27 protein-coding genes are annotated in these 25,417 nt (G+C 67.9%); 15 read left to right on the top strand and 12 right to left on the bottom strand.

The window, feature by feature from the left end; all coding sequences use genetic code 11:
- Window positions 1–152 precede the first annotated feature (152 nt).
- The 10 genes from RZ1_RS19545 (at window position 153) to RZ1_RS19500 (ending at window position 9,105) form a co-directional block, all read left to right on the top strand.
- Window positions 153–959 (top strand): TauD/TfdA dioxygenase family protein, encoded by an 807-nt coding sequence (locus tag RZ1_RS19545; protein WP_083583788.1) that lies wholly within the window; start codon window positions 153–155, stop codon window positions 957–959.
- Complete coding sequence (locus RZ1_RS19540) at window positions 956–1,678, top strand: SDR family NAD(P)-dependent oxidoreductase (RefSeq protein WP_072814161.1); 723 nt, start codon at window positions 956–958, stop codon at window positions 1,676–1,678. The genes RZ1_RS19545 and RZ1_RS19540 overlap by 4 nt, the downstream gene beginning before the upstream one ends.
- Before the next feature lie 52 nt (window positions 1,679–1,730).
- Window positions 1,731–2,591, top strand: coding sequence for a mycofactocin-coupled SDR family oxidoreductase (locus RZ1_RS19535; RefSeq protein WP_072814160.1), 861 nt, complete (start codon window positions 1,731–1,733; stop codon window positions 2,589–2,591).
- A gap of 79 nt (window positions 2,592–2,670) precedes the next feature.
- Window positions 2,671–2,862: a ferredoxin gene (locus RZ1_RS19530; RefSeq protein ID WP_072814159.1), complete on the top strand. Its 192-nt coding sequence runs from the start codon at window positions 2,671–2,673 to the stop codon at window positions 2,860–2,862.
- Window positions 2,863–2,911: 49 nt separating this feature from the next.
- A complete protein-coding gene (locus RZ1_RS19525) occupies window positions 2,912–4,279 on the top strand; it encodes a cytochrome P450 (RefSeq protein WP_072814158.1) in 1,368 nt (455 codons plus the stop codon).
- On the top strand, window positions 4,272–5,975 hold the full coding sequence (locus RZ1_RS19520) for a thiolase C-terminal domain-containing protein (protein WP_083583787.1): 1,704 nt from the start codon (window positions 4,272–4,274) through the stop codon (window positions 5,973–5,975). The genes RZ1_RS19525 and RZ1_RS19520 overlap by 8 nt, the downstream gene beginning before the upstream one ends.
- A gap of 20 nt (window positions 5,976–5,995) precedes the next feature.
- Window positions 5,996–6,847: an alpha/beta fold hydrolase gene (locus RZ1_RS19515; protein WP_280522833.1), complete on the top strand. Its 852-nt coding sequence runs from the start codon at window positions 5,996–5,998 to the stop codon at window positions 6,845–6,847.
- Between the two features lie 71 nt (window positions 6,848–6,918).
- Complete coding sequence (locus tag RZ1_RS19510; protein WP_072814156.1) at window positions 6,919–7,425, top strand: DoxX family protein; 507 nt, start codon at window positions 6,919–6,921, stop codon at window positions 7,423–7,425.
- A 52-nt stretch (window positions 7,426–7,477) separates the two neighbouring features.
- Complete coding sequence (locus RZ1_RS19505; protein ID WP_072814203.1) at window positions 7,478–8,296, top strand: NAD(P)-dependent oxidoreductase; 819 nt, start codon at window positions 7,478–7,480, stop codon at window positions 8,294–8,296.
- Window positions 8,293–9,105 (top strand): NAD(P)-dependent oxidoreductase, encoded by an 813-nt coding sequence (locus tag RZ1_RS19500; protein WP_072814155.1) that lies wholly within the window; start codon window positions 8,293–8,295, stop codon window positions 9,103–9,105. Before RZ1_RS19505 ends, RZ1_RS19500 begins: the two co-directional genes overlap by 4 nt.
- 78 nt (window positions 9,106–9,183) lie before the next feature.
- Here the strand turns inward: RZ1_RS19500 and RZ1_RS19495 are convergent, their stop codons facing one another.
- Genes RZ1_RS19495 through RZ1_RS19465 form a run of 7 tightly spaced genes read right to left on the bottom strand, consistent with a single transcriptional unit; the run spans window position 9,184 to window position 17,370 of the window.
- Entirely contained in the window at window positions 9,184–10,746 is a 1,563-nt protein-coding gene (locus tag RZ1_RS19495) for an acyl-CoA synthetase (protein ID WP_280522832.1), read from the bottom strand.
- A 7-nt stretch (window positions 10,747–10,753) separates the two neighbouring features.
- Window positions 10,754–11,719, bottom strand: coding sequence for an NAD(P)-dependent oxidoreductase (locus RZ1_RS19490; RefSeq protein WP_072814154.1), 966 nt, complete (start codon window positions 11,717–11,719; stop codon window positions 10,754–10,756).
- A complete protein-coding gene (locus RZ1_RS19485; RefSeq protein WP_072814153.1) occupies window positions 11,716–12,156 on the bottom strand; it encodes a carboxymuconolactone decarboxylase family protein in 441 nt (146 codons plus the stop codon). The genes RZ1_RS19490 and RZ1_RS19485 overlap by 4 nt, the downstream gene beginning before the upstream one ends.
- Window positions 12,157–12,170: 14 nt before the next feature.
- Window positions 12,171–13,607, bottom strand: coding sequence for an aldehyde dehydrogenase family protein (locus tag RZ1_RS19480; RefSeq protein WP_072814152.1), 1,437 nt, complete (start codon window positions 13,605–13,607; stop codon window positions 12,171–12,173).
- A 23-nt stretch (window positions 13,608–13,630) separates the two neighbouring features.
- Entirely contained in the window at window positions 13,631–14,665 is a 1,035-nt protein-coding gene (locus RZ1_RS19475; RefSeq protein WP_083583785.1) for an aldo/keto reductase, read from the bottom strand.
- Window positions 14,658–16,067 (bottom strand): acyl-CoA reductase, encoded by a 1,410-nt coding sequence (locus tag RZ1_RS19470; protein WP_072814151.1) that lies wholly within the window; start codon window positions 16,065–16,067, stop codon window positions 14,658–14,660. Before RZ1_RS19470 ends, RZ1_RS19475 begins: the two co-directional genes overlap by 8 nt.
- A 7-nt stretch (window positions 16,068–16,074) precedes the next feature.
- The gene (locus RZ1_RS19465; protein ID WP_072814150.1) at window positions 16,075–17,370 is read right to left on the bottom strand and encodes a hypothetical protein; all 1,296 of its coding nucleotides are present in this window, start codon (window positions 17,368–17,370) and stop codon (window positions 16,075–16,077) included.
- A gap of 93 nt (window positions 17,371–17,463) precedes the next feature.
- Here RZ1_RS19465 and RZ1_RS19460 point away from each other — a divergent pair, with 93 nt between their 5' ends.
- Window positions 17,464–18,138, top strand: coding sequence for a TetR/AcrR family transcriptional regulator (locus tag RZ1_RS19460; protein WP_072814149.1), 675 nt, complete (start codon window positions 17,464–17,466; stop codon window positions 18,136–18,138).
- Between the two features lie 21 nt (window positions 18,139–18,159).
- Here RZ1_RS19460 and RZ1_RS19455 read toward each other — a convergent pair whose 3' ends face one another.
- The 3 genes from RZ1_RS19455 to RZ1_RS19445 are packed head-to-tail and all read right to left on the bottom strand — an operon-like array spanning window position 18,160 to window position 20,054.
- Entirely contained in the window at window positions 18,160–18,789 is a 630-nt protein-coding gene (locus RZ1_RS19455) for a TetR/AcrR family transcriptional regulator (protein ID WP_072814148.1), read from the bottom strand.
- Between the two features lie 12 nt (window positions 18,790–18,801).
- Complete coding sequence (locus tag RZ1_RS19450; protein ID WP_072814201.1) at window positions 18,802–19,614, bottom strand: SDR family oxidoreductase; 813 nt, start codon at window positions 19,612–19,614, stop codon at window positions 18,802–18,804.
- Complete coding sequence (locus RZ1_RS19445) at window positions 19,611–20,054, bottom strand: VOC family protein (RefSeq protein ID WP_072814147.1); 444 nt, start codon at window positions 20,052–20,054, stop codon at window positions 19,611–19,613. The genes RZ1_RS19450 and RZ1_RS19445 overlap by 4 nt, the downstream gene beginning before the upstream one ends.
- Before the next feature lie 112 nt (window positions 20,055–20,166).
- Here RZ1_RS19445 and RZ1_RS19440 point away from each other — a divergent pair, with 112 nt between their 5' ends.
- Genes RZ1_RS19440 through RZ1_RS19425 form a run of 4 tightly spaced genes read left to right on the top strand, consistent with a single transcriptional unit; the run spans window position 20,167 to window position 24,235 of the window.
- On the top strand, window positions 20,167–21,468 hold the full coding sequence (locus RZ1_RS19440; RefSeq protein ID WP_072814146.1) for an acyl-CoA dehydrogenase family protein: 1,302 nt from the start codon (window positions 20,167–20,169) through the stop codon (window positions 21,466–21,468).
- Between the two features lie 26 nt (window positions 21,469–21,494).
- Complete coding sequence (locus RZ1_RS19435; RefSeq protein WP_072814200.1) at window positions 21,495–22,487, top strand: phosphotransferase family protein; 993 nt, start codon at window positions 21,495–21,497, stop codon at window positions 22,485–22,487.
- On the top strand, window positions 22,484–23,266 hold the full coding sequence (locus tag RZ1_RS19430; protein ID WP_072814145.1) for an enoyl-CoA hydratase-related protein: 783 nt from the start codon (window positions 22,484–22,486) through the stop codon (window positions 23,264–23,266). The genes RZ1_RS19435 and RZ1_RS19430 overlap by 4 nt, the downstream gene beginning before the upstream one ends.
- Before the next feature lie 3 nt (window positions 23,267–23,269).
- Window positions 23,270–24,235, top strand: coding sequence for an NADPH:quinone oxidoreductase family protein (locus tag RZ1_RS19425; protein ID WP_072814144.1), 966 nt, complete (start codon window positions 23,270–23,272; stop codon window positions 24,233–24,235).
- A gap of 63 nt (window positions 24,236–24,298) precedes the next feature.
- Here the strand turns inward: RZ1_RS19425 and RZ1_RS19420 are convergent, their stop codons facing one another.
- Window positions 24,299–24,748, bottom strand: a complete 450-nt coding sequence (locus RZ1_RS19420; protein ID WP_371305750.1) for a hypothetical protein — start codon at window positions 24,746–24,748, stop codon at window positions 24,299–24,301.
- A 41-nt stretch (window positions 24,749–24,789) separates the two neighbouring features.
- Complete coding sequence (locus RZ1_RS19415; protein ID WP_238071623.1) at window positions 24,790–25,395, bottom strand: TetR/AcrR family transcriptional regulator; 606 nt, start codon at window positions 25,393–25,395, stop codon at window positions 24,790–24,792.
- Window positions 25,396–25,417 lie beyond the last annotated feature (22 nt).

Raw genomic sequence — 25,417 nt, 5'->3', positions numbered from 1 at the left:
CTGCATTCGTCACTGTGAAATGTAGCAATACCCGGTCTGTTCGCATACCCCGAATCGAAGTCCGAATTGTCCTGACCAGCGGGTGATCCAACCTTGCGGGCAACTCGGAGTGGAGAGTATGGTTCTCAAAAACCGGAAGGGAGCTTCTTGTGATGAAGACTACAGCAATCACCCCAGCACTGGGAGTGGAGGTCGGCGGAGACGTCGACCTCGAGAACCCGGAAGTGGTGGGCCGACTGACCGAAGCCCTGAAGTGGCGCGGCGTGCTGCTGTTCCGCGGCCTGAACCTCGACGACGAGGGCCAGCTCGCCTTCAGCCGCAAGCTCGGGCAACTCGTCCAGCCGGTTCCCGGCCAGGAGATCTTCACAGTGTCGCTCGACCCGGCGAAGTCGCCGTCGGCCGAATACCTCAAGGGCACGTTCAGCTGGCACATCGACGACACCACCAACGACGTCCCCGCCAAGGCGACGGTGCTCAGCTGCCGCCACGTCGCCGCCGTGGGCGGTGGCACCGAGTTCGCGAACACCTACGCCGCGTACGAGAACCTCTCCGAGGCCGAGCGCAAGCGCTACGACGGCCTGCGCATCGTCCACAGCTTCGAAGCCGCGCAGCGCACCGTCTACCCGGACCCCAGCGACGAGCAGGTCGCCCGCTGGCGCCAGCTGCCCACCCATGAGACCTCACTCGTATGGGAGCGCCGCGACGGTCGCCGTTCCCTCGTCATCGGCGCGACCGCCGATCACATCGTCGGCATGGAACCCGACGAAAGCCGCGCGCTCATCGACGAACTGCAGGCGTGGGCCACGCAGGAACGCTTCTGCTACGCCCACGACTGGGAGATCGGCGACCTGGTCGTGTGGGACAACACCGGCATGCTGCACCGCGCGCTCCCCTACGACCCGTCGTCCGAGCGCCTCATGCGCCGCATCACCATCGTCGGAGACGAGGCGTGGCAGTGACAGACACTTCCACGGTCAGGACCGCCGTCGTCACCGGCGGCGGTTCCGGGATCGGCGCGGCCATCGCCGAGCGCCTGCGCAACGACGGCCACCGGGTCGCGATCCTGGACCTCAACCCGTCCGACGCCAAGTTCTCCTACGTCGCCGACGTGTCCGATCGTGCGTCGGTCGACGCCGCGCTCGACGAGATCCGCAAGGAACTCGGCCCGGTCACGATCCTCGTGAACGCCGCGGGCCGGGAGCTGTACAAGCGCTTCCACAACATCGACATCGAGACGTGGAACCAGATCGTCGCGGTCAATCTGAACGGTGTCTTCCACTGCGTCCAGGCCGTGCTCCCCGACATGCGCGACGCACAGTGGGGCCGCATCGTGAACATCTCGTCGTCCAGTGCGCAATCCGGCCAGCAGTTCATGACCGCATACGTCTCCTCGAAGGCCGGCGTCAACGGGCTCACCAAGTCGCTCGCCCTCGAGTACGGGCCCGACGGCATCACCGTCAACGCCGTCCCGCCCGGATTCGTCGACACCCCGATGTTGCGCAAGTCCGAGGCTCAGGGCCTGCTCGGTGGAACCGTCGAAGAACACATCCAGCGGACCCCGGTACGCCGGGTCGGCCGCCCGGAGGACATCGCCGCGGCATGCGCATTCCTCGTCTCGGAGGAAGCCGGCTACATCACCGGCCAGATCCTCGGCGTCAACGGCGGACGCAACACCTGATCCGACCGTCCGCGAATCTCCCGACAGAGAAAGCAAGCGAAAGGAAACAACAGTGGGGCGTGTAGAAGGCAAGGTCGCGTTCGTCACCGGTGCCGCTCGCGGGCAGGGCCGCAGTCATGCGGTGCGTCTGGCCGAGGAGGGCGCGGACATCATCGCGGTGGACCTGTGCGAGGACATCCCGTCGATCGGGTACTCGATGGCCACGCCCGAGGATCTCGAAGAGACCGCGCGTCTCGTCGAGAAGCAGGGCCGGCGCATCGTCACGGCCAAGGCCGACGTACGCGAGGCCGCGCAGGTGCGTGCCGCACTCGAGCAGGGTCTCGCCGAGTTCGGCAAGCTCGATATCGTTGTGGCGCAGGCTGGTGTCGCCGGAATGAAGGGCGAACCACAAGTTCAGGCATGGGCGGATGTGGTCAATACCAATCTCGTCGGCACGATCAACGCCGTGCAGGCCGCGCTGCCGCACCTGACCGACGGCGCATCGATCATCGCGACGGGCTCGACGGCGGCGCTGATGGACATCGCCAAGGTCGACCAGCCCGGCAAGGATCTCGGCGGTGTCGCCTACGTGTACTCGAAGCGCGCGCTGTCCCAGTTCATCCACGAACTCGCAACTCACCTGGCCCCCCGCAACATTCGCGCCAACGTCGTACATCCGACCAACTGCAACACCGACATGCTGCAGAGCGAGCCGATGTACCGGTCGTTCCGTCCCGACCTCGAGCACCCCACCCGTCAGGACGCCGAGCCCGCATTCGGTGTGCAGCAGGCGATGCCGGTCCCGTACGTCGAGCCCGGCGATATCAGCAACACCGTTCTGTTCCTCGCTTCCGACGAGGCACGGTACGTGACGGGCATGCAGATGCGCGTCGACGCCGGCGGCTACCTGAAGTGGTACGACTACCACATCTGATCGCTGCTACCGTCCCCGGAGGATTCCGACGAACGGGATCCGATTCACCCCGGATACAACGGAAGTCTGGAGGAAAATCTTGAAGGTCCGCGTCGATCCCGAGAAGTGCCAGGGCCACACCCTTTGTGCCATGGCCGCACCGGACATCTTCGAACTCAGTGAGATCGACGGCCACGCCTCGGTCGCAAACGAAGAGGTTCCCGCCGATCAGGAGGCAGCGGTGAAGGAGGCCGCCCGCTCGTGCCCCGAGCAGGCGATCACCATCTTCTGATCTGCCGTTCCGAAATCCCAAGCTCGACGTGCAAGAGAGGACAACGCCCATGAGCGTTGACGACGTCGTCACGGACGACGACCGCAAGACGAACAGGTTCGATTTCGACCGCCACGCCGCCGACTACCGCGACAACTTCCTGCCGATCACGCAGGAGATGCAGTCGAAGTGCCCGATGGCGTGGTCCGAGACCCACGGTGGCCACTGGGTGGCCGCCGGCAGCAAGGAGGTGTTCGCGCTCGCCCGATCGGCGGACGTGTCCACCGATCACGACATCCACGGAAAGCGCAAGGGATACAAGGGTATCGCCGTCCCGACGATGGATCGCGCCTCGGGTGTCCGCGGCGGCATCCTGGAGATGGACGACCCCGAGCATCACGAGTTTCGGGCCCTGCTCAACCCGTACCTGTCCCCCGCCGCGGTCAAGCGCTGGACGCCGTTCATCGACGAGATCGTGCGGGCCAGCATCAACGAGAAGATCGAAACCGGCAGCATCGACTTCGTCGACGATCTGGCGAACATCGTGCCGGCCGTGCTCACCCTCGCGATGATGGGCATCCCGATCGCCAAGTGGACCATCTACAACGAACCGGTCCACGCCGCGGTCTACACGCCACCGGACTCGCCGGACATCCCGCGTATCAGCGAGATGCACCGCACGATGGGCATCGACCTGCTGACGAACCTGTTCGAGATCCGGGAGAATCCCCGTCCGGGCCTGATCGACGCGCTCGCCCAGGCCACCGTCCTCGGCGAGAAGCCCGACGACATGGAGCTGCTCGGCATCCTGAGCCTGCTCATCGGCGGCGGCTTCGACACGACGACAGCGTTGACCGCGCATTCGCTCGAATGGCTCGCACACAATCCCGACAAGCGCACGATCCTCAGCGAGGAGCGTGACACCCTGCTCGATTCGGCAACCGAGGAGTTCCTTCGGTACTTCACCCCCGCACCGGGTGACGGACGCACGTTCTCGGCGGACTGCGCCTTCGACGGCACCGAGTTCAAGGAAGGCGAGCGGCTGTGGCTGTCGTGGGCGATGGCCAACCGCGACCCGGAACTGTTCGACGATCCGAACGAGGTCGACCTGGAGCGTCGCGGCAACCGGCACTTCAGTTTCGGGCTCGGTATCCACCGGTGCATCGGGTCGAACATGGCCCGCCAGGTGTTCAAGCGCATGCTGCTGGCCGTGCTCGACCGCATGCCGGACTACAAGTGCGACCCGGCGACCGCGGTCCACTACGACACGATCGGTGTCATCCAGGGCATGCGGCACCTGCCGGCGACGTTCACGCCCGGACCGCGCATCGGCCCGGGTCTCGACGAGACGCTCGAGAAGCTCCAGAAGATCTGCGACGAACAGCGTCTCGCGGAGCCCATCACGGTGAAGAAGTCGGAGGCGCAGATCGGTGACTGACACAGCGGTGGTGGACCCTGCAGACAAGGAGAAGGGCAAGGCACCGAAATCGGGCCGTCCCCTTCCCCAGGTGACGGAGCAGAACCGGTTCTTCTGGACCGCCGGTGCGGACGGGATCCTGCGCGTCCAGGAATGCGAATCGTGTTCCGCGCTCATCCATCCGCCGCAGCCGGTGTGTCGATACTGCCGCGGTCACCGGATGGGCGTGCGCGAAGTATCCGGTACGGCCACGCTCGCCGGCTTCACGGTCAACCACCGCTTCGGTCTACCCGGCCTGCCGCCGCCCTATGTGGTGGCACAGGTCGCGATCGACGAGGATCCCCGGGTACGGCTGACGACCAACATCGTCGACTGCGACCCGGGGACCCTCGAACTCGGGCAGCGGCTGGAAGTCGTCTTCCGGCAGGACGACGACGTCTGGCTGCCCCTGTTCCGTCCGGCAGCCGAGCAGGGCGCACCTGCCCGGCTGCCGGTGGACGAGATCGAACCGGGCGATTTCCGGAAACACGTGCGTCCCATGGTCACCCGCGAGAAGTTCGAGGACCGCGTGGCCCTGACCGGTGTCGGCATGTCCGAGATCGGGCGCCGGCTCATGCGCGGCCCGCTCGACCTGACGATCGAGGCGTGCGAACGTGCCGTCGCCGACGCCGGGCTCACGCTCGACGATATCGACGGGATCGCCAGCTACCCCGGCGCCGGCCAGGTCGGCGGTTTCGGCGAGGGCGGCGTCCTGACCGTCGAGGCCGCACTCGGGCTCAACCCGACCTGGCACAACGGCGGCATCGAGACGTTCGGCCCCGGCGGCTCGGTCATCGCCGCGATGATCGCGGTGTCCAGCGGACTCGCGCGGCACGTGCTGTGCTACCGCACCCTGTGGGAAGCGACCCACGGGGAACTGATGAAGAACGGGGAGATCCGCCCGTCGGGCGGGCGCACCGCAAGCTGGATGATGCCGTTCGGTGGCATCTCCGCCGCGCACACCCTCGCCCAGAACGCCCAGCGTCATTTCCATCGCTACGGCACCACCCGCGAGACCCTCGGCTGGATCGCGCTCAACCAGCGCGCCAACGCGGCGCTGAATCCGACGGCGATCTACCGCGATCCGATGACGATGGACGACTATCTGAACGCCCGCGCCATCACCACCCCGTTCGGCCTGTACGACTGCGACGTTCCGTGCGACGGCTCGGTCGCGGTGATCGTCTCTGCGGTCGACGCGGCCCGAGATCTGGCCAAACCACCCGTTCTCGTCGAAGCGGTGGGCACGCAGATCATCGAACGGATCGAGTGGGACCAGAGCACCCTCACCCACGAACCGCAGGTGCTGGGCCCCGCCGCGCATCTGTGGTCGCGGACCGACCTGCGGCCGGAGGACGTCGACGTCGCCGAACTCTACGACGGGTTCACGTTCAACTGCCTGTCGTGGATCGAGGCGCTCGGTTTCTGCGGCATCGGTGAGGCCAAGGACTTCCTCGACGGCGGCCACAATATCGCCCGCGACGGTGCGCTGCCGCTCAACACCCACGGTGGTCAGCTCTCGCACGGCCGCACCCACGGTATGGGGCTGATCCACGAGGCCGTCGTGCAGTTGCGCGGTGAAGGCGGAGACCGGCAGGTACCCGGAGCCCGAGTCGCGGTCGCCGCGACCGGCGGTCTCTCGCCCGGCGGCGCGATGCTCCTGCGGGCGGACTCGTGACGACAATCGAATCCACCCCTGTGGCAACAGAAGTCGAGATCGATGGTGTCCCGATGTCCGGGTTGCTGGCTGTCGCGGAGCTACCGCGCGCAGTTGTCGTCGCCCTGCACGGCGGTGCGACGAACAGCGCCTACTTCGACTGCCCCGGTCATCCCGAACTGTCGCTGGTGCGCACCGCGCCCGCCCTGGGATTCACCGTGCTCGCGCTCGACCGTCCCGGCTACGGCAGCTCACGCCCTCACGCGGACCGATTCGCTCGGCCCGAACAGCGGGTCGATGCCGCGCTGGCCGCGATCGACGCCCACCTCGGCTCGCTCGACCGGGGCGCCGGGATCTTCCTGTGGGGCCATTCGCTCGGATGCGAACTCACCGTTCGGCTGGCGGCGGATCCGCGGAGCACCGGTCTGCTCGGGATCGCGCTGGCCGGAACCGGACGCGAGCACCACGCCGAGGCCCGCGACATCCTGGGCACGGCAGCGAAGTACGCCGATCCCAAGGGCGTGTACGCGCTGCTGTGGTCGCACCCGGAGATCTACCCGCCGGATCTGGTCGGGGGCGCGCCGATCGCGTCCCGTACTCCCGCGTACGAAGCGACGGTGACCGCGCGCTGGCCGCACACCGACTTCCCGGCTCTCGCGGCGCAGGTCCGTGTGCCGGTGCACTTCACCGCCGCCGAGCACGAGAAGGTGTGGCGTGGTGACCCGCAGGCCCTCGACGACATCGCGGCGATGTTCACCGCCGCTCCCCGGGTCGAGCTGCACACCGAACCCGATGCGGGCCACAACCTCGCCCTGGGCTTCGCGGCCACGTCGTACCACTCGACGGTGCTGTCGTTCGTGCAGGAATGCATCGACGGACGTTCGACACCATGAACAGACTCTGATCGATTTACAGGAACCAGAACAGGATTCGACGGTGCCGCGCGGCGGCAAGGAGGTAAGCGATGGATCCCATCGATGTTGCGCTGCTGCTGGTGCGGCTGGTGCTCGGTGCGACGATGATCGCGCACGGCGTCAACCACTGGGTGGGCGGCGGACGCATTGCCGGTACCGCACGCTGGTTCAGTGGGCTGGGCCTGCGGAACGGCACGTTGCAGGCGTGGACGAGCGTCGTCGTCGAAATCGGCGCGGGTGTGCTCGTGATCCTCGGACTGCTCACGCCGCTCGCATGTGCCGCGGTCATCTCGGTGATGCTCGTGGCCGGACTGCTCGCGCATCGACCCAACGGCTTCTTCGTGTTCAAGGAAGGCTACGAGTACGTCCTCGTGCTCGGTGTGGTCGCGCTGGCGCTGGCGCTGGCCGGGCCCGGTGAGATCTCGATCGATTCGGCCGCGGACATCGCGATCGTCGGATGGGCGGGAGGCGGCATCGCGCTCGGCGTCGGTGTCGCCGCGACCGCCGGTCTGCTCGCCACGTTCTGGCGTCCGCAACCGCAGGAGGTCCCGGCATGATCGCCGGGCGTACGACCCTCTCCGTCGCATGTCGCGGATCGGAGGACCACTGATGCGTGTCGGATTCATCGGGCTCGGCAGCCAGGGCGGGCCCATGGCGCGTCGCATCGCCGAAGCGGGATACGACCTCACACTCTGGGCCCGGCGCCCCGAAACGCTCGAACCGTACGCGGACACCGCGGCGAAAACCGCGCAGACGCCTGCCGAACTCGCGGCCGTGAGCGACCTGGTCTGCATCTGCGTCGTCGCCGACGACGATGTGCGGCAGGTCGTCACGGGTGAGGACGGCGTGCTGGCGGGCCTGCAGCCCGGCGGGGTCATCGCGATCCACAGCACCGTTCATCCCGACACCTGCCGGGAACTCGCCGAGCAGGCGCGCGCGGCCGGGGTTGCCGTCGTCGATGCACCCGTCAGCGGCGGCGGCATGGGAGCCGCAGCGGGTACCCTGCTCGTCATGGTCGGTGGCGACACCGAGATCGTCGAGAAGGTCCGGCCGGTATTCGAGACCTACGCGAATCCGGTCGTGCACCTTGGTGATACCGGTTCAGGACAGGTCGCAAAGCTCCTCAACAACCTGCTGTTCACCGCGAATCTCGCGACCTCCGCGAGCACTCTGGAACTCGGCGAGTCGCTCGGTGTCGATCCCACCAGACTCGGTGAGGTCATCACGCACGGAACGGCGAACAGCTTCGCGCTCGGCCGGGTCGTGTCGGCCGGCGGCACACTCGACCGCATCGCGACGCATGCCGGTGAACTGCTGCGCAAGGACGTCGGGCTCGTGGTGGGTCTCGCGACCGCGGCGGACGCGACGCCGGGAGTGGTACTGACCGCAGCCGACACCACCCTCGCGATGATGGAGCACCCGCGGTGACCCGGGTCGGGTTCATCGGGGCCGGACGGATGGGGTTGCCCATGGTACGGCGGCTCGCCGCGGCCGGGCACCAGGTGCGGGCTCTGGGCCGTTCGGCGGAAACCCGTGCGGCGCTGGCGGATGTGGGTGTCACGGCGGTCGCGGAGGCGGCCGAAGCCGGTGTCGGCGCCGACCTCGTGCTCGTCTGCGTGTTCACCGACGAGCAGGTCCGCGAGGTGTGCCTCGACAGTGCTCTCTTCGAGACGATGCCGCGCGGTTCGGTCGTGGCGATCCACACGACCGTCAGCCCGCGGACGATCGAGCAGATCCGGGACGGCGCGAACGACCACGACATCGACGTGATCGACGCTGCGGTGAGCGGCGGGCCGCACGACATCGCGGCCGGCAGTCTCACGCTGTTCCTCGGCGGCGCCGCCGGCGCCGTCGCGCGGGCGACGCCCGTGCTGCGCAGTTACGGAGACCCGGTGCTCCACGTCGGGCAGGCCGGAAACGGGCAACGCGTCAAGCTCGTCAACAATGCGCTGTTCGCGGCGCAGATCGGCCTCATCGCCGAAGCCGTGGCCCTGGGCGCGCAACTCGGTGTCGAGGAGCCGGCGCTGCTCGAGGCGCTGCCGCACGGCAGCTCCGCCAGCAAGGTGATGGGCAACATCGCCGCCCGCGGCTCCGTCGCCGGATTCACCGGTGCGGTCAGGGAATTCCTCGCCAAGGATGTCGCCGTGGTCCGGGACACCGTCGCCGAACTCGGGGGCGATCTCGGAGCGCTCGACCCGGCCATCGACGCCGGCCGACCCCCCGAGAACGCTCGCTGATCCGACGAAGCGATGCCCCGGACCCGCGGTGCGGGGCCGGGGCATCGCTCTCGCAACCGCTGCGGGCCGTCGTGAGGGTCAGACGACGCGTGTTTCGCGACCGGCCCAGTACTGTTCGCGCAGCAGCCTCTTGTGGAGCTTTCCACTCGGATCACGGGGCAGCGAATCGACGAAATCGACGCTGCGGGGACATTTGTACGACGCCAGCTCCGATCGGCAGAAGGCGACGAGTTCCGCCGCGAGCTCCGCGGAGGCACGGGCCGGGTCCACGGCCTGCACGACCGCCCGGACCGCTTCTCCCATCTCGTCGTCGGGAACACCGATGACCGCCACATCCGCGACGGCGGGATGCCCGGACAGGACGTTCTCCGCCTCCTGCGGGTAGATGTTCACGCCACCCGAGATGATCATGAACGCCTGGCGGTCGGTGAGGTACAGGTAGCCGTCCTCGTCGAGGTAGCCCATGTCGCCGAGGGTTCGCCAGCCCCTGTCATTCGATGCTGCAGCGGTTTTGGCGGGATCGTTGTGATATTCGAAGGGGCGGCCACCCGCGAAGTAGACCACGCCCACCTTGCCGGGGGGCAGCTCGTTGCCGTCCTCGCCGACGATGTGGCATTCCTGCATCGGTCTTCCGACCGACCCGGGGTGAGCCAGCCATTCCTCCGGGGTGATCGAGGCGGTTCCGATGTCCTCGGTGCCGGAATAGTATTCGTGGATGATCGGCCCCCACCAGCTCATCATCTGGCGTTTCACCGGGACCGGGCACGGCGCGGCACCGTGGATGACGCTGCGGAGGGTGGACAGATCGCGGCGGCGCCGCTTCTCCTCGGGCAACCGCAGCATGCGCACGAACATCGTCGGCACGAACTGCGCGTCGGTCACACCGTGCCGCTCGATCAGTTCCAGGCACAGTTCCGGATCGAAGGATTCCATGACCACGACGGTCGCGCCCAGCCGCTGCCACGACATCGAGAACACCAGCGGGGAACCGTGATACAACGGTGCCGGTGACAAGTAGACGGCGTCGTCGAGGGCACCGCGCATCTCGAGGCCTTTCGCGATGAGCACCGGGGGCGCCGCGGGATCGCCGAAGGGCGCGGCGACGAGCGGCTTGCGGACCCCCTTCGGCCGGCCGGTCGTTCCCGACGAGTACAGCATCTCGCGGCCCTCGCGGGCCTGATCCTCCGGCATCGGCTCGCTCGCGGCGAGCACGTCGTCGTACCGTTCGAATCCGTCGATGTCCCCGGACACGCTGATGCGCACGGCGATTCGGGACAGATCCAGGTCCGTGACGGCGTCGGCCAGCGCCTCGCTGGTCACGAGTGCGACTGCGCCGCAGTCGTCGAGAATGTACTGCACCTCGCCGGGCCGCAGGTGCTTGTTGATCGCGGTGTAGCACAGGCCCGATCGCTGTGCCGCCCAGGTCACCTCCAGGTAGGCGCGGTTGTTCTCCATGAGGATCGCGATCTGATCCCCCTCGCCGATTCCCCGATCCCGCAGCGCCTGCGCGAGGCGCGCGGAACGCTCGTCGAGCTGCGCGTAGGTGACCACCTCGCCACCGGCGCCCATGATGATCGCCGGTTTGTCCGGGGTGCGTCGGGCGTGTTCGGCCGGGGTGGCCAGAACGGCGGGCAGTGCCACGGAATCCTCACTCTCTCGGGGACTTCGGCCCCGGCGTGTCCTCCCCCACAGGACGCACAGCCCCGAGGGCTCCTTCCAGATAGCGGACCACCTCGGTCTGGTCGGCCCCGGGATCGAGGGCTTCGGTCGCCTCGTTCCAGATCCGGCCGAGTTCCTCACCGAGTCCGATCGTCATACCTTGCTCGCGTGCGAGATCCAGTGCGATTCCCACATCCTTGCGCATGAGCTGCGCGGTGAAACCTGATGCGAACGATCGCGACAGCACGAACTTTTCGTATTTGGTCTCGGTCGTGTTGTTCCGTCCGCTGCCGGCGTTGATCACCGCAAGCAGCGTCGCCTGATCGATCCCGAACTCGGCGCCCACCAGCATGGCTTCGGCAGCGGCGACGAGACCGGACGCAGCGAGAAGGTTGTTGAGGGCCTTGGCGGCGTGCCCGGAACCGGCCGGGCCGACGACGATGACCTCACGCGCGGTGGCTTCCAGCAGCGGGCGGACCCGTTCAACGGCGTGTGCGTCGCCGCCGACCATCACGGCGAGGTCGGCCTCGCGGGCCCGTGCGACGCCGCCGCTGACGGGGGCGTCGACCAACGCGACGCCCCGCTGCGCGGCGAGTTCGGCGAGCCGCTGGGTGCGGGCCGGAACACTCGAGCCCATGTCCACGACGACCGATCCCGGCCGCAGGAGCGCGAGCAGCCCCTCGTCGCCGAGTACGACGGCATCGACGATGTCGCTCGTCGGCAGGCTCAGTACGACGACATCGCACCCGGCGAGATCCGCGAGCCCGTTCGCGCGTACCGCCGACGGGTTCTCGGCGACGAACCGGTCCACCGCCGCCGCGTTCGCATCGAACACTCGCAGTCCCGGGATCGCGTTCGAGAAGTTGTGTGCGATCGGTGATCCCATCGCACCGAGCCCGACGGATCCGACCCGAGCGTCCGCAACGCCGGGTAACGTGACGGGCGCGATGCTCATGCGTCGTCCTCCCCACCGAGGGGACCGAGTTCGGCGACCAGCGTGTCCTGCACGACGCGCATCGCCGCGACCCCGGCGGGGCATCCGACGTACGCGGTCGCGTGGACGACGGCCTCGGTGATCTCCTCCCGGCTCAGCCCGTTTCCGAGGCCGGCCCGCACATGCACCGCGAGTTCCTGGTGGTGACCCATCGCGATGAGGATGCCGAGGTTGAGCAGCGATCGGCTGCGGCGGTCGAGACCGGGCCGCGTCCACACCGATCCCCACACCGATTCGGTGACGTAGTGCTGCAGTGCTTCCCCGTCGGTGCCGATGCCGCGTGCGAGCGCCGCGTCGACGTACGCGTCGCCGAGCACTTCCCGCCGGACGGCCAGACCTGCATCGAAGAGCGCCGTGCGCGCGTCTTCGACGGTGTGTGCCGTGAGTTCGTCTGACATTGCGGATGTTCCCTTCACGCCGACGGCGCAGCGTCGAGCTTGATCGTCACGCATTTGGTCTGGCTGTAGTGGTGGAGCGCCTCGACGCCCTTCTCGCGTCCGTAGCCGCTGTGTTTCCACCCTCCGAACGGGGTCTGCACCGACCCGGTGGACCACGTGTTCACGAACACCTGACCGGCGCACAGTCGTTCGCTCACCGTGACGGCGCGGCTCACATCGCGGGTCCACAGTCCCGCGACGAGTCCGTAGTCCGAGTCGTTCGCGATCGCGACCGCCTCGTCGTCGGTGTCGAACGGGATCACGACGAGGACCGGACCGAATATCTCCTCGCGGGCGATACGCGCGTCGTTGCCGACCCCGGTGTAGACAGTGGGTTCGACGTAGAAACCTCCGGTTTCAGCGGCGAGTGCCGCAACCCTACCACCGGTGACCGCCTGTGCACCTTCCGATTCCGCGATCTTGAAGTATTCCTGGACGCGCTCGAACTGCGGTGCGGTGATGAGAGGGCCCATGTCCTCCCCGATCCGAAGGCACGCGGCCCGTTCCGCGACCGCCTCGACCACCCGATCGAACACCGACCGGTGCACGAGCAGCCGGGTACCCGACGAGCACACCTGCCCCGTGTTCGACGTGAACGCCTGTACCGCACCGGCGACTGCAGCGTCCAGGTTCGCGTCCGCGAACACGATGTTCGCGGACTTGCCGCCCAGTTCGAGGGTGAGGGGGATGATCCGGTCCGCAGCGACAGCACCGATGGCTCGCCCGGTACGCACCGACCCGGTGAATGCGACCTTCGCGACCGATGGGTGTTCGACGAGGGCCGCACCGGCGACGTCGCCGGTGCCGAGCACGACGTTGAACACCCCGTCCGGGAAACCGGTCTCGGTCGCGAGCCGCGCGAGCCGCACCGACGACGAGGACGTGAACTCGGACGGTTTGACGACCACGGTGTTTCCGGCGGCGAGCGCGGGCGCGACCGCCCGGCACGCCTGGTTGAGCGGCAGGTTCCACGGGGTGACGACACCGACGACACCGAACGGTTCGCGCCGGGTGTACACGTGCTGGTCGGGTGCGACGTCGAGGATCTCCCCGGCCGGGCCTCCGACGAGGCCGCCGTAGAATTCGAAGTATTGCGCGGAGTTCTCGACCTCGGCGAGCGCGACCCGGTCGGGTTTGCCGGTCTCGCCGATCTCGAGTGCCGCCAACGTCTTCGCGTCCGCGCGCATCGCCCGGGCGAGATCGGTGAACAGCCTGCCGCGGGCGAGTGCACCGAGGCGGCGCCATCCGCCGGCGGCGGCTTCCGCGGCGCCGACGGCCGCGTCGACGTCGGCGCCGGTTCCACGCGCGATCCGGTGCGTGACGCGCCCGGTCGCGGGATCGGTGACCGGCAGGGAATCTCCGGTCGCCGCGGTGGCCGGCGCCCCCGCGATCCAGTGGTCGAGTGTGTCCATCGAGCTCACAGCCCTTCGTAGCGTCAGGTTCGGAGCCGCGCGGGAACCGTGGATGTCGTGTTTTCGCGCGGGGCGACCGGTGGGGGCAGAGTGCGCCTCTCGTACAGGCCGTCCAGGAAGTCGTGTGGGTAGCCTAGACGGATCCGGGTGGCGTCGTCGAGCCGGGCGAGATGATTCTCGTCGAGGGCGACGGCAAGCGCTCCGATGTTGTCCCGCAACTGTTCCCCGGTGCGTGCCCCGATCGATGGGAGCAGGCCGCGGCTGCGCACCCAGGCGATCGCGACGCGGGCCGGTGTGGTGTCCAGTTCCGCCGCGACCTCCCGTATCGTGTCGCGGGCGCGACGCACGACCGGCGTGAGCCGTTCCTCCCGTTCTGGTGGAAGCTCGCGGGCGAGCAATCCCCGCGCGAGCGGGCTCCACGCACACACCGCGAGATCGTGGGCCTGTGCCATGGGGAGCAGCTCCCGCTCGGGTGTCCTTGTGACGAGGGAGTATTCGACCTGCAGGGCGCAGAACGAGGTCCAGCCGCGCAGTTCGGCGATCGCGGCGGACCGCGCGACCACCCACGCCGGCGTGTTCGTCACGCCGATCGCGAGGATCTTGCCGGCACGCACCAGATCGTCGAGCGCACGCAGCGTCTCGTCGACGGGGGTGAACGGGTCCCACGCGTGCACCCACAGCAGGTCGAGGTGGTCGGTGCCGAGTCGGCGCAGGCTCGTCTCGACGCTGCGGCGCATGCTCTTGCGATGGTTGCCACCGGAATTCGGGTCGTCCGGGTCGGTGCACAGCGTGTACTTCGTGCTCAGGACCACGGAGTCGCGTTCCCCGGCGACGAGACGGCCCAGGATCTCCTCACTCGCCCCGTTCGTGTAGTTGTTCGCGGTGTCGACGAAGTTTCCGCCGGCTTCCCGGTATTGCCGGTAGATCGCGCGTGAGGTCTCCTCGTCGGCACCGAAACCCCAGTCGGTTCCGAAGGTCATCGCGCCGAGGCAGAATTCGCTGACGCGCAGGCCCGAGCGGCCGAGGACCCGGAGCGGCATGGGACTGTGTTCAGGCATCGTCGTCGACCACCCAGTTCACGAAGCGGTGCAGTGGATACATACCGTCGTGAGGGCTGCCCATGCTGCCGGTCAGGGCACTGCCCAGGTTGACGATCCGCTGGACTCCCGCGGTCGCGAGCAGGTCGCGCACCTCAGGCTTACGGTGGCTCGGATAGACCCCGACCGTCTGGGTCGCGACCGTCGCGTAGGACGCGGCGTCGCGCATGTTCGAGACCGGAATGACGTTGACGGTCTTGTTCGTCGGGTGGAAGTCCACCATCTCCGGGGAGCGGACCACGAGGCCGCTGCCGTCGAACGTGCCCCACACTCGGTAGTCCGGCTCGAGGAAACGCATTCCCTCGACGGCCTCGCGGATCTCGGCGTCGGGTCTGGGCCCGACGCCTTCCGCGAAATCGCGGTCGACACCGAGCCGCTCGTGCAGCAGGGCGCAGAATCGGTCGACCTGTTCGATGTCGCCCTCGACGCAGATGTGCCGGGCCGCGAGGCATGCGTCCTGATTGAAGATCGTGGCGTCGAGGGCCGCCTGTTCGGCGACCGCTCGCAGTGTCTCGTCGGATCCGAACGCCTCCCGGCCGACGATGGACATCGACACCTTGGGATCGAAGGAGATCAGCTGGAATCCGGGTCCTGCGTACTTCGCGGCGTTCTCGATGGCGGAGCCACCGCCCCATGCGACGAGCTTGTCGAAGTACTGCGATCGGTACAGGATGTTCTCGACCTTCTCGTCGCCGCCGCGCCAGTACACCGCGGACATCGATCGGAGCACCGGATGGCCGGGTGCGATGTCGGCCATCGTGCGCAGCACGGCGACGGTGGTGAACGGGTCGGCGGACGGCATCTTGAACAGGTTGACGCCCTTGGTCAGTGCGGCGTCGGCGATGGTGGTCATCGCGGCGCTCGGCGAGTTGCCCGCCATCATGTGGACCAGACGCGGCGGGAACGCCCGCACCCGGCTGACACTGCCGTTCGGGTCGGTGCGCTCGGTCCAACCGTCGAGGACGTCGAGTCCGCCGAAGGTACGTTCGAGACGGTATTCGAGGGCGGTACGGGTGAGGAACTGGCCGGGCCGCGCGAAGGTGTTCTCGATGATCCGCCGCGGGAGCGCGCTGACCTGCACGGTCATCTCGAGTGATTCCTGCAGGTATTCGTTCTTGTCCAGGGTCAGGTACTGCGCGGTTTCGACGAGGAAGTCGATGATCTCCGAGACCGGGACGCCGAACGCCGGGCCGAGTTCGGAGCGTGGCGTGAACAGGTCGTTGTACTCGAGTTTCGGTGTCACGAACGGAACACCGAAGTCGCGGGAAAGGTATTCGCTGTCCTCGCCCCAGAGCAGCTTGCCCCGGACGAAGTGGGGTACCCGGATCTTGGATGCGGCCGGCGCGGTAGCAGTGGCGGTCATGGCAGTCCTATTCCTCGATGAAGCCGCGGACGTACGCGTCCATGGTTCCGGCGCACGTGATCTTGTCGTCGTTGCCCAGGTCGGAGAACCGGGCGATGTCGGGCAGGATGGTCTCGCCGGAGCGACCGCACGGGCAGTCGCGGAGGTCGACGGTGATGCGGTCGCCGGAGATCGTTCCGCCCCAACGTCCGTCGACCGTCGTGTCGAAGAATGCGGCGCGACCGGTGACGGTGCCGCGCTCCGGCTCTGCGAGCTTCTCCCCCTCCTTGTCGAGCACGAACAGGCAGATCTCCTCGGGCACGTGGTAGCGGCCGCCGAGGCACCGCGGCATGCGGAGGTTGAGTTCCTGCATCGAGTAGTAGTGGAAGAACCGCTCCGATGCGATGTTCAGCATGCGGAAGATCTGTTCCTGGTAGTCGTCGGGCAGGGTGCTGCCCTTGAGTCCGCCGCCGACGGTCAGCGCGTTCGCCCCGGTGATGTCGCCGTCCCGCGCGCCCTTCTCCCGCAGGATCTCGACGAGCCGGAACAGCTGGGCGAACTGGGAATTGAAGAAGACCCGCTCGGTGGGACGGGCCAGAATATGGTCGGCCCAGTGATGCAGCCGCCGCTCTTGTTCCGCTGCGCGCGCCTGTCCCTCGGCCTCGAACGCGGCCACTTCGTCGGGTGCGGCGGTACCGTCCGCCATGGCCCGCCGCATCGCCTGCAGTCGTGCCATGTAGCGATGATGACCGGTCGGCGGTGTGCCCTCGAACAGTGGGATGCCGTCGGGCCGCCGGTACTTGTCGATGATCATGTCGCGCATCGCAACGTGCGCGCTCTGACCGGTGTCGGGGCCGACGGGAATGACATGCCACGTCCGTTCCGGTGGCAGTCCCATCTCACTCAGGCCGTCGATCATGTTCTGCATGTTGGCTTCACGGTCACGCACGGATTTGTTGAGGAATGAGCCCTTCCCGCTGGTTCCACTCGAGCTGGATACGAGGTGGCCGGCGGCCTCCAGTGCCTCGATCCACCCGTCCACGTCCGTGACGTCCGAGACGTCGACGTCGGTCACGCGGTGGGTCGATACGGAGTCGATCCACCGATTCATGGTGGCCCACTGTCCCTTCGCGATGAGGGATTCCGGGTAGCTCTTGTACGTCGTGTGGGGGAAGAGCAGCGGGATCATGTCCTCACGGGAGGCGATCTGCGTGATGCCCTCCGCCTCGGCGCGCTGCGCTAGGACCGGGACCTGCTGCCTGCGCTGCTGGAAGTGTGCGTCCAGCGTCTCGATGACGTCCCGTTGCTTCGTCGTTCCTGACATTGAGCCCTCCGGCGTTGTGGGATTCGCAGCCATAACTTTACCCACCGGTCTAATTAGATGTCCAGGGTGGAATCGCCTGGCACACTTCAGGACATGGAATCGCAGAAATCCCCGGATCGCCCGGGACCTCGGCGCGGTGGCCGGCCCACCCGGGAGCAGGCCACCCAGCTGGATCGCGACGTTCGCGAGGCCGCACTGCACCTGTTCCTCGAGAACGGCTACGAGGGCACGTCGATGAACGCGATCGCCGCGGCCGCCGGCACCACCAAGCCGTCGCTGTACGCCCGGTTCCCCACCAAGGAGGACGTCTTCCGGTCCGTCCTCGAATGGGCGATCCAACGCCCGGACTGGCCCGTGGCCGAACCGGAAACCCCGGACCTCGACGACCTTCCGGGTGCACTGACCGCGATCGCACAGACGGCGCTGCGCCGCGCGCTCGATCCGTCGATGATCAAGCTCGAGCAGATCGCCATCGCGCACGCGTCGCGCTATCCCGACCTCGCCCGCCGCACGTACGGCACCGGCTTCTGGCCACGCAGGCAACTCGTCGCCGATCTGCTGCGCCGGCACGCCGCCACCGGGGCGATCCAGGCCGACGATCCCGACATCCTTGCCGAACACTTCCTCGGAATGGCGACCGGCGCTCCGTCACGGCTCGCCTCGTTCGGGATCCTCCGCACCGCCGACGACCAGGAACGGCACACGGAGATGGCCGTGGAGATCTTCCTGCGCAGCCTGCGGCCGGACGCTCCCCCGGATCACCCGTAGGTCAGCGCCCGGAGGCGGCGATCAGCCCTCTGAGGCGGCGGCGCGCAGGCAGAACGCGGTGATCCGGTCGATGTCACGACGGGCCGGCGAGACCCGTCGCCACAGGTGATCGACCAGGACACCGATCGTCGCGTGCGCGGCGAGGGTCGCATCGAACTCCGGGTCCGCGCTGCCCAGTTCGGCGAAGGGCGCGCGCAACAGGCCCGCCAGTGGGCCGCTGGGCGAAGGCGGACCGGCCTCACGGTTCTCCCCGAGACTGCCCGTGTTCCACAGCACCGCCCGGGTGGCCGCCCCGACGTCGTCGACGCCCTGCGACATCACGCCCTCGACCCAGCGCCGAACCTGCCCCTCGGGGGTGGTCTCCTTGCTCATCTGGTGCGCGACATAGGCGCACAGGCGTGCGGTGCCGTCCTCGAGGATCGCGGCGACGAGCGCATCCTTCGACCGGAAGTGCCGGTAGAAGGCGTCGTTCGACAGACCGGATTCGGCAACGATGTCCGCGACCCGCGCACGGGAGGCCGTGCCCGATCTCTTCATCACCGCGACCGCGGCGTCGAGGAGCAGGCGAACCTCGTTGGCGTAGTTGTCTCCTCGTTTCGCCAGCGTGCGCTGTGCGATTCGGTGGGCGAGATCGTCGGCCGGTTCCGTCATGCCAATCCCTGTCTATGTGCTCATCGCGGCACAGACGCCTCCATCGACGAGAAGATCTGCGCCGCTCAGGAAGCCCGCGTCGGTCGAAAGCGCGAACGCTACCACGGCCGCGACCTCGTCCGCACGACCTGTCCGACCCAGCGGAGTCTGCTGCACGAACTGCGCCATCCGGGGATTGTTTTCCGCCTCCTGCCGACCCTGCGGGGTGTCGATGATGCCCGGCGACACCGAGCAGATCCGGGCCCTCAGCGGACCGAGCCGCACGGCTTCACGCCGGACGAACCGCTGCACACCGAGCTTGGCCAGCGCATACGCCGCGCCGGTGTGTTCGATGCCCGGGCCCACAGCATCGCGGATCCGGTCCAGGAACCGATCACCGAGTGGGTCGTCGAGTACCGCCGCGACCTCCGGTGTCAGGCCGGGCTGCGCGAGGGATGCGGCCATCGATGCGAAGCACACGGTCGCGGTCCCGGCCGTGGCGAGCGGGCGCAGCGCGTCGGCGAGCATCGCGGTCGCGACGAGATCGACGGTGAAGATCTGCCGCCAACCGGCCATCGTGGGCGAGATTCCCGCCGCGTGCGCCACCGCGCGCAGTGTGCCGAGTCCGGACACCCGGTCGGCGAGGCGTGCCAGCGCGTCACCGTCGGTGATGTCGAGGACCATCGGCTCCACCGCACCTGCGGAGGCCAAGGTTGCGGCGGCGGCAGCAACGGTGGCGGCATCGCGATCGGCGAGCAGCAGGACGTCCACCGTCCCGGAAAGACGTTGCGCGCAGGCGTAGCCCATTCCGCGTCCGGCGCCGGTCACGACGCCCACCGTGGTCATGCGCCGGCCCCCCAGCACCGCTGCAACCCTTGCTCCGCGGCGCGGGTGACGAGTTCGATCCGCAGACCGGTCGTGCCGCGGAGGAACGCGAAGAACATCCCGCCGTCGGGGCCGGTTCGGGTGGCCTCGGTGACGAATCCCCGCGCGGACAGGTCCGCGGCGTCGGCCGCGACGTCGTCGGACCAGTATCCGGCGTGGTGGATGCCCCCGCCGGCCTCCCACATCGTTCCGGGGATGCCGCGCACGATCTCGATGCGGGGTTCGGTGACCGAGTAGGCGCACCGCAGATCCAGCGTGCGGTCGCCGGCCGGAAGCGTCACGGGCAACGGCCCGCCGATCTCCGGCCCCCACTCGTACCCGAAGAGCGCTGTGAACTCCTCGCGGGCCGACTCCGGGTCGTCCGTGACGATACCCAGGTGGAACAGGTCTTCTGCCTTCATCCCTCACCCTTCCGCACACCCGATCCGACACCGCGCCCCGGTGTCGATCACCGCTCAGAATTGCATTCTTGATTGTAAGAGTCATATTCTCAAACGCGGAGAGGAGACGCAAATGGCATGGGATTTCGAAACCGACCCCGACTACCAGGCGAAACTCGACTGGGCCGACGCGTTCGTACGCGAAGAGGTCGAACCCCTCGATCTGGTGTGGGAGCACGAACAGTTCGTCCCGCTCGACGGCGCCCGCCGCAAGGCGATCGACCCGCTCAAGCAGGAGGTCCGCCGGCAAGGACTGTGGGCCACCCACCTCGGCCCCGAACTGGGCGGTCAGGGATACGGGCAGCTGAAGCTCGCTCTGCTCAACGAGATCCTGGGACGGTCGAGCTGGGCACCGATCGTGTTCGGCTGCCAGGCACCGGACACCGGCAACGCCGAGATCATCGCCCACTACGGCACTCCCGCACAGAAGGAGCGCTACCTGCAGCCACTGCTCGACGGCGAGGTGTTCTCCTCGTACTCGATGACCGAACCACAGGGCGGGGCCGATCCCGCCCAGTTCCGGACCCGGGCCGTCAAGGACGGCGACCACTGGGTGATCAACGGCTGGAAGTACTTCTCCTCCAACGCCCGGACCGCCGAGTTCCTCATCGTGATGGTCGTGACGGACCCCGACGTGCCGGTCCACAAAGGCACCTCGATGTTCCTCGTCCCCACCGACATCCCGGGTGTCGAGATCGTCCGCAACGTCGGGCTGTACGGCGAACCGATCAACGACGGCACCCACGCGCTGATCCACTACAACGACGTGCGGGTGTCCGCCGATGCGCTGCTCGGCGAGGAGGGTGGCGCGTTCGCGGCTGCCCAGGTGCGACTCGGCGGCGGCCGTATCCACCACGCGATGCGCACCATCGGCCTGGCGCAGAAGGCGATCGACATGATGTGCGAGCGCGCCCTGAGCCGCGAAACCGCCGGCAGCCGTCTCGCCGACAAGCAGACCGTGCAGGGTTACATCGCCGACTCCTACGCGCAGCTCGCCCAGTTCCGGCTGTTCGTGCTCAACACCGCGTGGAAGATCGACAAGTACAACGACTACAAGAAGGTGCGCAAGGACATCGCGACCGCGAAGATCGTGATGCCCACCGTTCTGCACGACATCGCTTGGCGCGCAATGCAGGTACACGGCGCACTCGGTGTCACCAACGAGATGCCGTTCTTCCGGATGATTCACGGAGCCGCGGTGATGGGTCTGGCCGACGGACCGACCGAGGTGCACAAGACGACCGTCGCCAAGCAGGTGCTGCGCGACTACCGGCCCAACGACGACATGTGGCCGTCGGAGTGGATCCCGAAGAAGCAAGAAGCCGCCCGGGCGAAATTCGCCGACTACCTCGAACTCGAAGTGGGGAACCTGTGATCGACACCGAACGCCTCGCCGCATGGATGGACGAGCAGGGCCTGCCCGGCAAGGGCGCGCCGCTCGAGGCCGAGTACCTGTCCGGCGGGACCCAGAACGAGATCTACAAGCTCACCCGCGACGGCTTCACGTGCGTCATCCGGATTCCTCCGGCCGGCGCCCCCGCCGACCGCGACAGCGGAATCATGCGTGAGTGGCGAATCATCCAGGGACTGGACGGCACCGACGTCCCGCACACGAAAGCTGTGGCCGCGTGTGAGGACACGTCCGTGCTCGGGCGCTCCTTCTATCTCATGGGCTACGTCGACGGCTGGTCGCCGATGGATCACCGGGGCACCTGGCCGGCGCCGTTCGACACCGACGTCGAGGCACGAAAAGGCCTGGCCTACCAGCTCGCAGAGGGGATCGCTCTGCTCTCGAAGGTCGACTGGAAAGCCCAGGGCCTCCACGATCTCGGACGCCCCGACGGCTTCCACGATCGGCAGGTCGAGCGCTGGACCCGCTTCTTCGAGCGGATCAAGGGCCGCGAGATCGAGGGCCTGGACGTCGCCACCAAGTGGCTGCAGAACCACCGTCCGCTCGACTACATCCCGGGCCTGATGCACGGCGACTACCAGTTCGCGAACGTCATGTTCGAGCACGGCGCCCCCGCGAAGCTTGCGGCACTCGTCGACTGGGAAATGGGCACGGTCGGTGACCCCAAGCTCGACCTCGGCTGGATGCTCATGAACTGGCCCGAGGACACGAACGCCATCGAGGACAGCGCGGTCGGCTACGTCGATCTGAGCGGGATGCCGAGTCGCTCGCAGATGGTCGCGCACTACGCCGAAGTCTCCGGCCGCCAGGTCGACGACCTCGACTACTATCTCGTGCTCGCGAAGTGGAAGCTCGCCATCGTCCTCGAACAGGGCTTCCAGCGCGCCGGCGACGACATCAAACTGCAGGCCTACGGTCCGGTCATCGTCGACCTCATGAAGTCGGCGGCGGAACTCGCCGAATCCACGGGATACCGGGGATGACCGGCGGATACGACGGCCTCGTCTCGGAGAGGCGCGGGCAGCTCCTGATCCTGCGCCTCGACCGCCCGGACGCACGCAACGCCCTCACCGGCGAGGTGATGCGCGGCCTGGGTGCGGGCGCCATCGAAGCCGAGAAGAATCCCGACATCCGCGCGGTGGTCCTCACCGGCACCGGAGACCGGGCGTTCTGCTCCGGCATGGATCTGCGGATCTTCGCGGCGGGCGGAGCGGTCGGGTTCGACTCGGACGAGGACGCGGACGGGTACCGTCGCCTGACCGCCGGGGAACTCACCGTCCCGGTCGTCGGCGCCGCCAACGGCAGCGCTGTCGGCGGTGGGCTCGAACTCTTACTGGGCTGCGACCTCATCGTGGCGTCCGAAGACGCGAAATTCGGTCTGCCCGAGGTGAAGCGGGGCCTGTTCCCGGGCGGTGGCGGCACGACGATCGGGACCCGCATCCCGATCGGAGCCGCGCTGGAGATGACATTGACGGGAGACCCGATCAGCGCCGCGCGCGGCTACGAACTCGGCCTCCTCAACGCGGTCGTGGCATCGGACCGGGTCCTGGACACCGCGATCGGGTACGCCGAGCGGATCGCCGCGAACGCGCCGCTCGGCCTCGCCGCGTGCAAGGAGTTGGTCCGGCTGTCGGTGTCCGCCCCCGCGCTCGCCTCGTCCCGCCTGAGCGAATGGCGGTCCATCGTGTTCGCCAGCGCGGACGCGAAGGAAGGCGCGACGGCATTCGTCGAGAAGCGCGCCCCGGCCTGGCAGGGGCGGTGACGCATGCGCGCTGCCGTCTGCCCGGCGTACGGGCCACCCGAGGTCGTCCGGATCGAGTCCGTGCCCCCGCCCACCCCGGGCACGGACCAGGTGCGGATCCGGGTCGCGGCGGCCGCCGTCAACTTCCCGGACGTCCTGCTCATCGCCGACAAGTACCAGATCAGCGTGCCTCCCCCGTTCGTTCCCGGTAGCGAATTCGCCGGTGTCGTCGAGGAAGTCGCCGACGGTGTGGCGGGCGTCGCGGTCGGCGACCTGGTCACCGGCACCGGTCTCGTCGGCGCGTTCGCGGAGGAGATCGTCGCGAACACGCGGTCGTTGTCGCCGGTTCCCGCCGGGGTCGACGCGCGCGTCGCCGCGGCGTTCGGGGTGGCGCACCGCACCGCCTTCCACACCCTGCGATCGGTCGCGCGGGTACGCCCCGGCGACGACGTGATCGTGCTCGGCGCCGGTGGTGGTGTCGGATTGGCCGCCGTGCAACTTGCCGTGCTGCTGGGTGCGACGGTGACCGCGGTCGCCTCGTCTCCCGAAAAGCTCACGGTCGCCGCATCATACGGTGCCCGCCATCTGGTCGATCACCGCGCCGACGACGTGCGGGGCGCTCTCCGTAGTGTCCTGCCCGAGGGTGCTCACGCGGTGATCGATCCGGTCGGCGGTGATCTGTCGGAGACGGCGCTGCGCGCACTGCGCCGCGGCGGACGGTTCGTCACGATCGGCTACGCATCGGGCACCATCCCGCGGATTCCGTTGAACCTCGTGCTGGTGAAGGGTGTGCAGATCCTCGGATTCCAGTTCCAGGACCTTCCGGAAGACGAATTCGCCAGCGGTGAAGCAGAATTGCGCGAACTACTCGCCAGCGGTCGCGTGGTCCCGCACATCGGGGCCGCGCTGCCGCTGGACGACACGGTCGCGGCTCTTCGCCTGGTCGCCGATGGCCGTGCCGTCGGCAAGGTTCTCATCGAGATGGCGTAGCCGCCCGGTGTGTCTCTTGGTGGCTGGAGCCGACCGAGAGACACACCGGCGGCGAAGCCGCACCTATCCGACCGACGCGAGGCCGCGCACCGAACGGGACCCGCCGCTGCGGAACGTCTCGGTGGCGCCCAGCGCATCCGAAGGAGCCGATGCCGCAGCCAGCGCGTGGGCCTTGAACGCCCGCGCCGCGACACTGAGCCGGTGCTGCAGCGGGCCGAACTCGCGGTCGATGCCGGACGGCAGATTCTCGCCCCACAGTGCGAATCGGGTCAGACCACCCTCGAGAGCGTCGAGCATGCCCTCGCGGATTCGGCTGTCCTTCTCGTACAGATCCACCGACATCGCAATGGATTCCGGTATCGGGCCGCGCGGCGACGACAGCGCCGACTCCAGGTCGACGGTGGTCGCGCCGAGGATGCGAATCGGACGGACGTCCTCGGGATCGACCACGGCGACCGTGACCTCCCAGCCCGCCATCACATGATCGAACAGCCAGCCTCCGGCGAACTGCACGGCGTCGGCGACATTCGGTGCGACGACGGCCAGCCGACGCCTCAGCTGGTGGCGACGAGCGTGAGCTGTCGAGTAAGCGACTGTGTGTACTCCCGGAACACCTCGGTCAGAGGTATCGATGGATCGAGCAGCCATGAGGTTTCCATTCCGTTGAGAAAGGCGACGATCTCTACTGCCTTGGTCGCAGGGTCCACGTCGGCCCGATACCGTCCCGCGAGCTGGCCGCGCCGGATACCGTCTTCGACGGTGTCGAGCGAAGCCCGGTATCGATCGAGCAGGCGACCGTGCAGGGGTGCATCCGGATCGAGATTCTCGATTACCAGCGTGGCGAACATCCCTACCAGTTCGGGTGAGCGTTCGAACCGTTCCGGGACTCTCCCGAGCTGTTCGAGAAGGTCACCGGATCGATCCGCGTGCGCATCGTCGTCGCGGTCGCGGGCATCGAGCACCGCGTGCAACAACTGGTCCTTGGATTCGAAGTGATGCAGCAGCCCGGCGGTGCTGACGCCGGCCTCTCCCGCGATCTGGGCGAGGGTCGTGGTCCGCCAGCCGTTCCGTGCAAGCAGTCGCTGCGCGACCGCCAGAATGAGCTGACGGCGATCTTCACCTTTGGAGAGGAGTGTGTCGTACGGTCTTGGTGCAGACACCTCGCTCCTTCCTCGATCCAAC

The organism is Rhodococcus zopfii NBRC 100606 = JCM 9919, assembly GCF_001895025.1.
Taxonomy (GTDB): domain Bacteria; phylum Actinomycetota; class Actinomycetes; order Mycobacteriales; family Mycobacteriaceae; genus Rhodococcus; species Rhodococcus zopfii.
The sequence above is the reverse complement of the archived record's forward strand: the minus strand, read 5'-3'. Positions and strand labels throughout refer to the sequence as shown.

Coding starts and splice junctions, on each gene's coding strand:
- RZ1_RS19545 (WP_083583788.1), top strand. CDS start 153: ATGAAGACTACAGCAATCACCCCAGCACTGGGAGTGGAGGTCGGCGGA.
- RZ1_RS19525 (WP_072814158.1), top strand. CDS start 2,912: ATGAGCGTTGACGACGTCGTCACGGACGACGACCGCAAGACGAACAGG.
- RZ1_RS19510 (WP_072814156.1), top strand. CDS start 6,919: ATGGATCCCATCGATGTTGCGCTGCTGCTGGTGCGGCTGGTGCTCGGT.
- RZ1_RS19505 (WP_072814203.1), top strand. CDS start 7,478: ATGCGTGTCGGATTCATCGGGCTCGGCAGCCAGGGCGGGCCCATGGCG.
- RZ1_RS19490 (WP_072814154.1), bottom strand. CDS start 11,719: ATGAGCATCGCGCCCGTCACGTTACCCGGCGTTGCGGACGCTCGGGTC.
- RZ1_RS19485 (WP_072814153.1), bottom strand. CDS start 12,156: ATGTCAGACGAACTCACGGCACACACCGTCGAAGACGCGCGCACGGCG.
- RZ1_RS19480 (WP_072814152.1), bottom strand. CDS start 13,607: ATGGACACACTCGACCACTGGATCGCGGGGGCGCCGGCCACCGCGGCG.
- RZ1_RS19475 (WP_083583785.1), bottom strand. CDS start 14,665: ATGCCTGAACACAGTCCCATGCCGCTCCGGGTCCTCGGCCGCTCGGGC.
- RZ1_RS19470 (WP_072814151.1), bottom strand. CDS start 16,067: ATGACCGCCACTGCTACCGCGCCGGCCGCATCCAAGATCCGGGTACCC.
- RZ1_RS19465 (WP_072814150.1), bottom strand. CDS start 17,370: ATGTCAGGAACGACGAAGCAACGGGACGTCATCGAGACGCTGGACGCA.
- RZ1_RS19460 (WP_072814149.1), top strand. CDS start 17,464: ATGGAATCGCAGAAATCCCCGGATCGCCCGGGACCTCGGCGCGGTGGC.
- RZ1_RS19455 (WP_072814148.1), bottom strand. CDS start 18,789: ATGACGGAACCGGCCGACGATCTCGCCCACCGAATCGCACAGCGCACG.
- RZ1_RS19450 (WP_072814201.1), bottom strand. CDS start 19,614: ATGACCACGGTGGGCGTCGTGACCGGCGCCGGACGCGGAATGGGCTAC.
- RZ1_RS19445 (WP_072814147.1), bottom strand. CDS start 20,054: ATGAAGGCAGAAGACCTGTTCCACCTGGGTATCGTCACGGACGACCCG.
- RZ1_RS19440 (WP_072814146.1), top strand. CDS start 20,167: ATGGCATGGGATTTCGAAACCGACCCCGACTACCAGGCGAAACTCGAC.
- RZ1_RS19435 (WP_072814200.1), top strand. CDS start 21,495: ATGGACGAGCAGGGCCTGCCCGGCAAGGGCGCGCCGCTCGAGGCCGAG.
- RZ1_RS19430 (WP_072814145.1), top strand. CDS start 22,484: ATGACCGGCGGATACGACGGCCTCGTCTCGGAGAGGCGCGGGCAGCTC.
- RZ1_RS19425 (WP_072814144.1), top strand. CDS start 23,270: ATGCGCGCTGCCGTCTGCCCGGCGTACGGGCCACCCGAGGTCGTCCGG.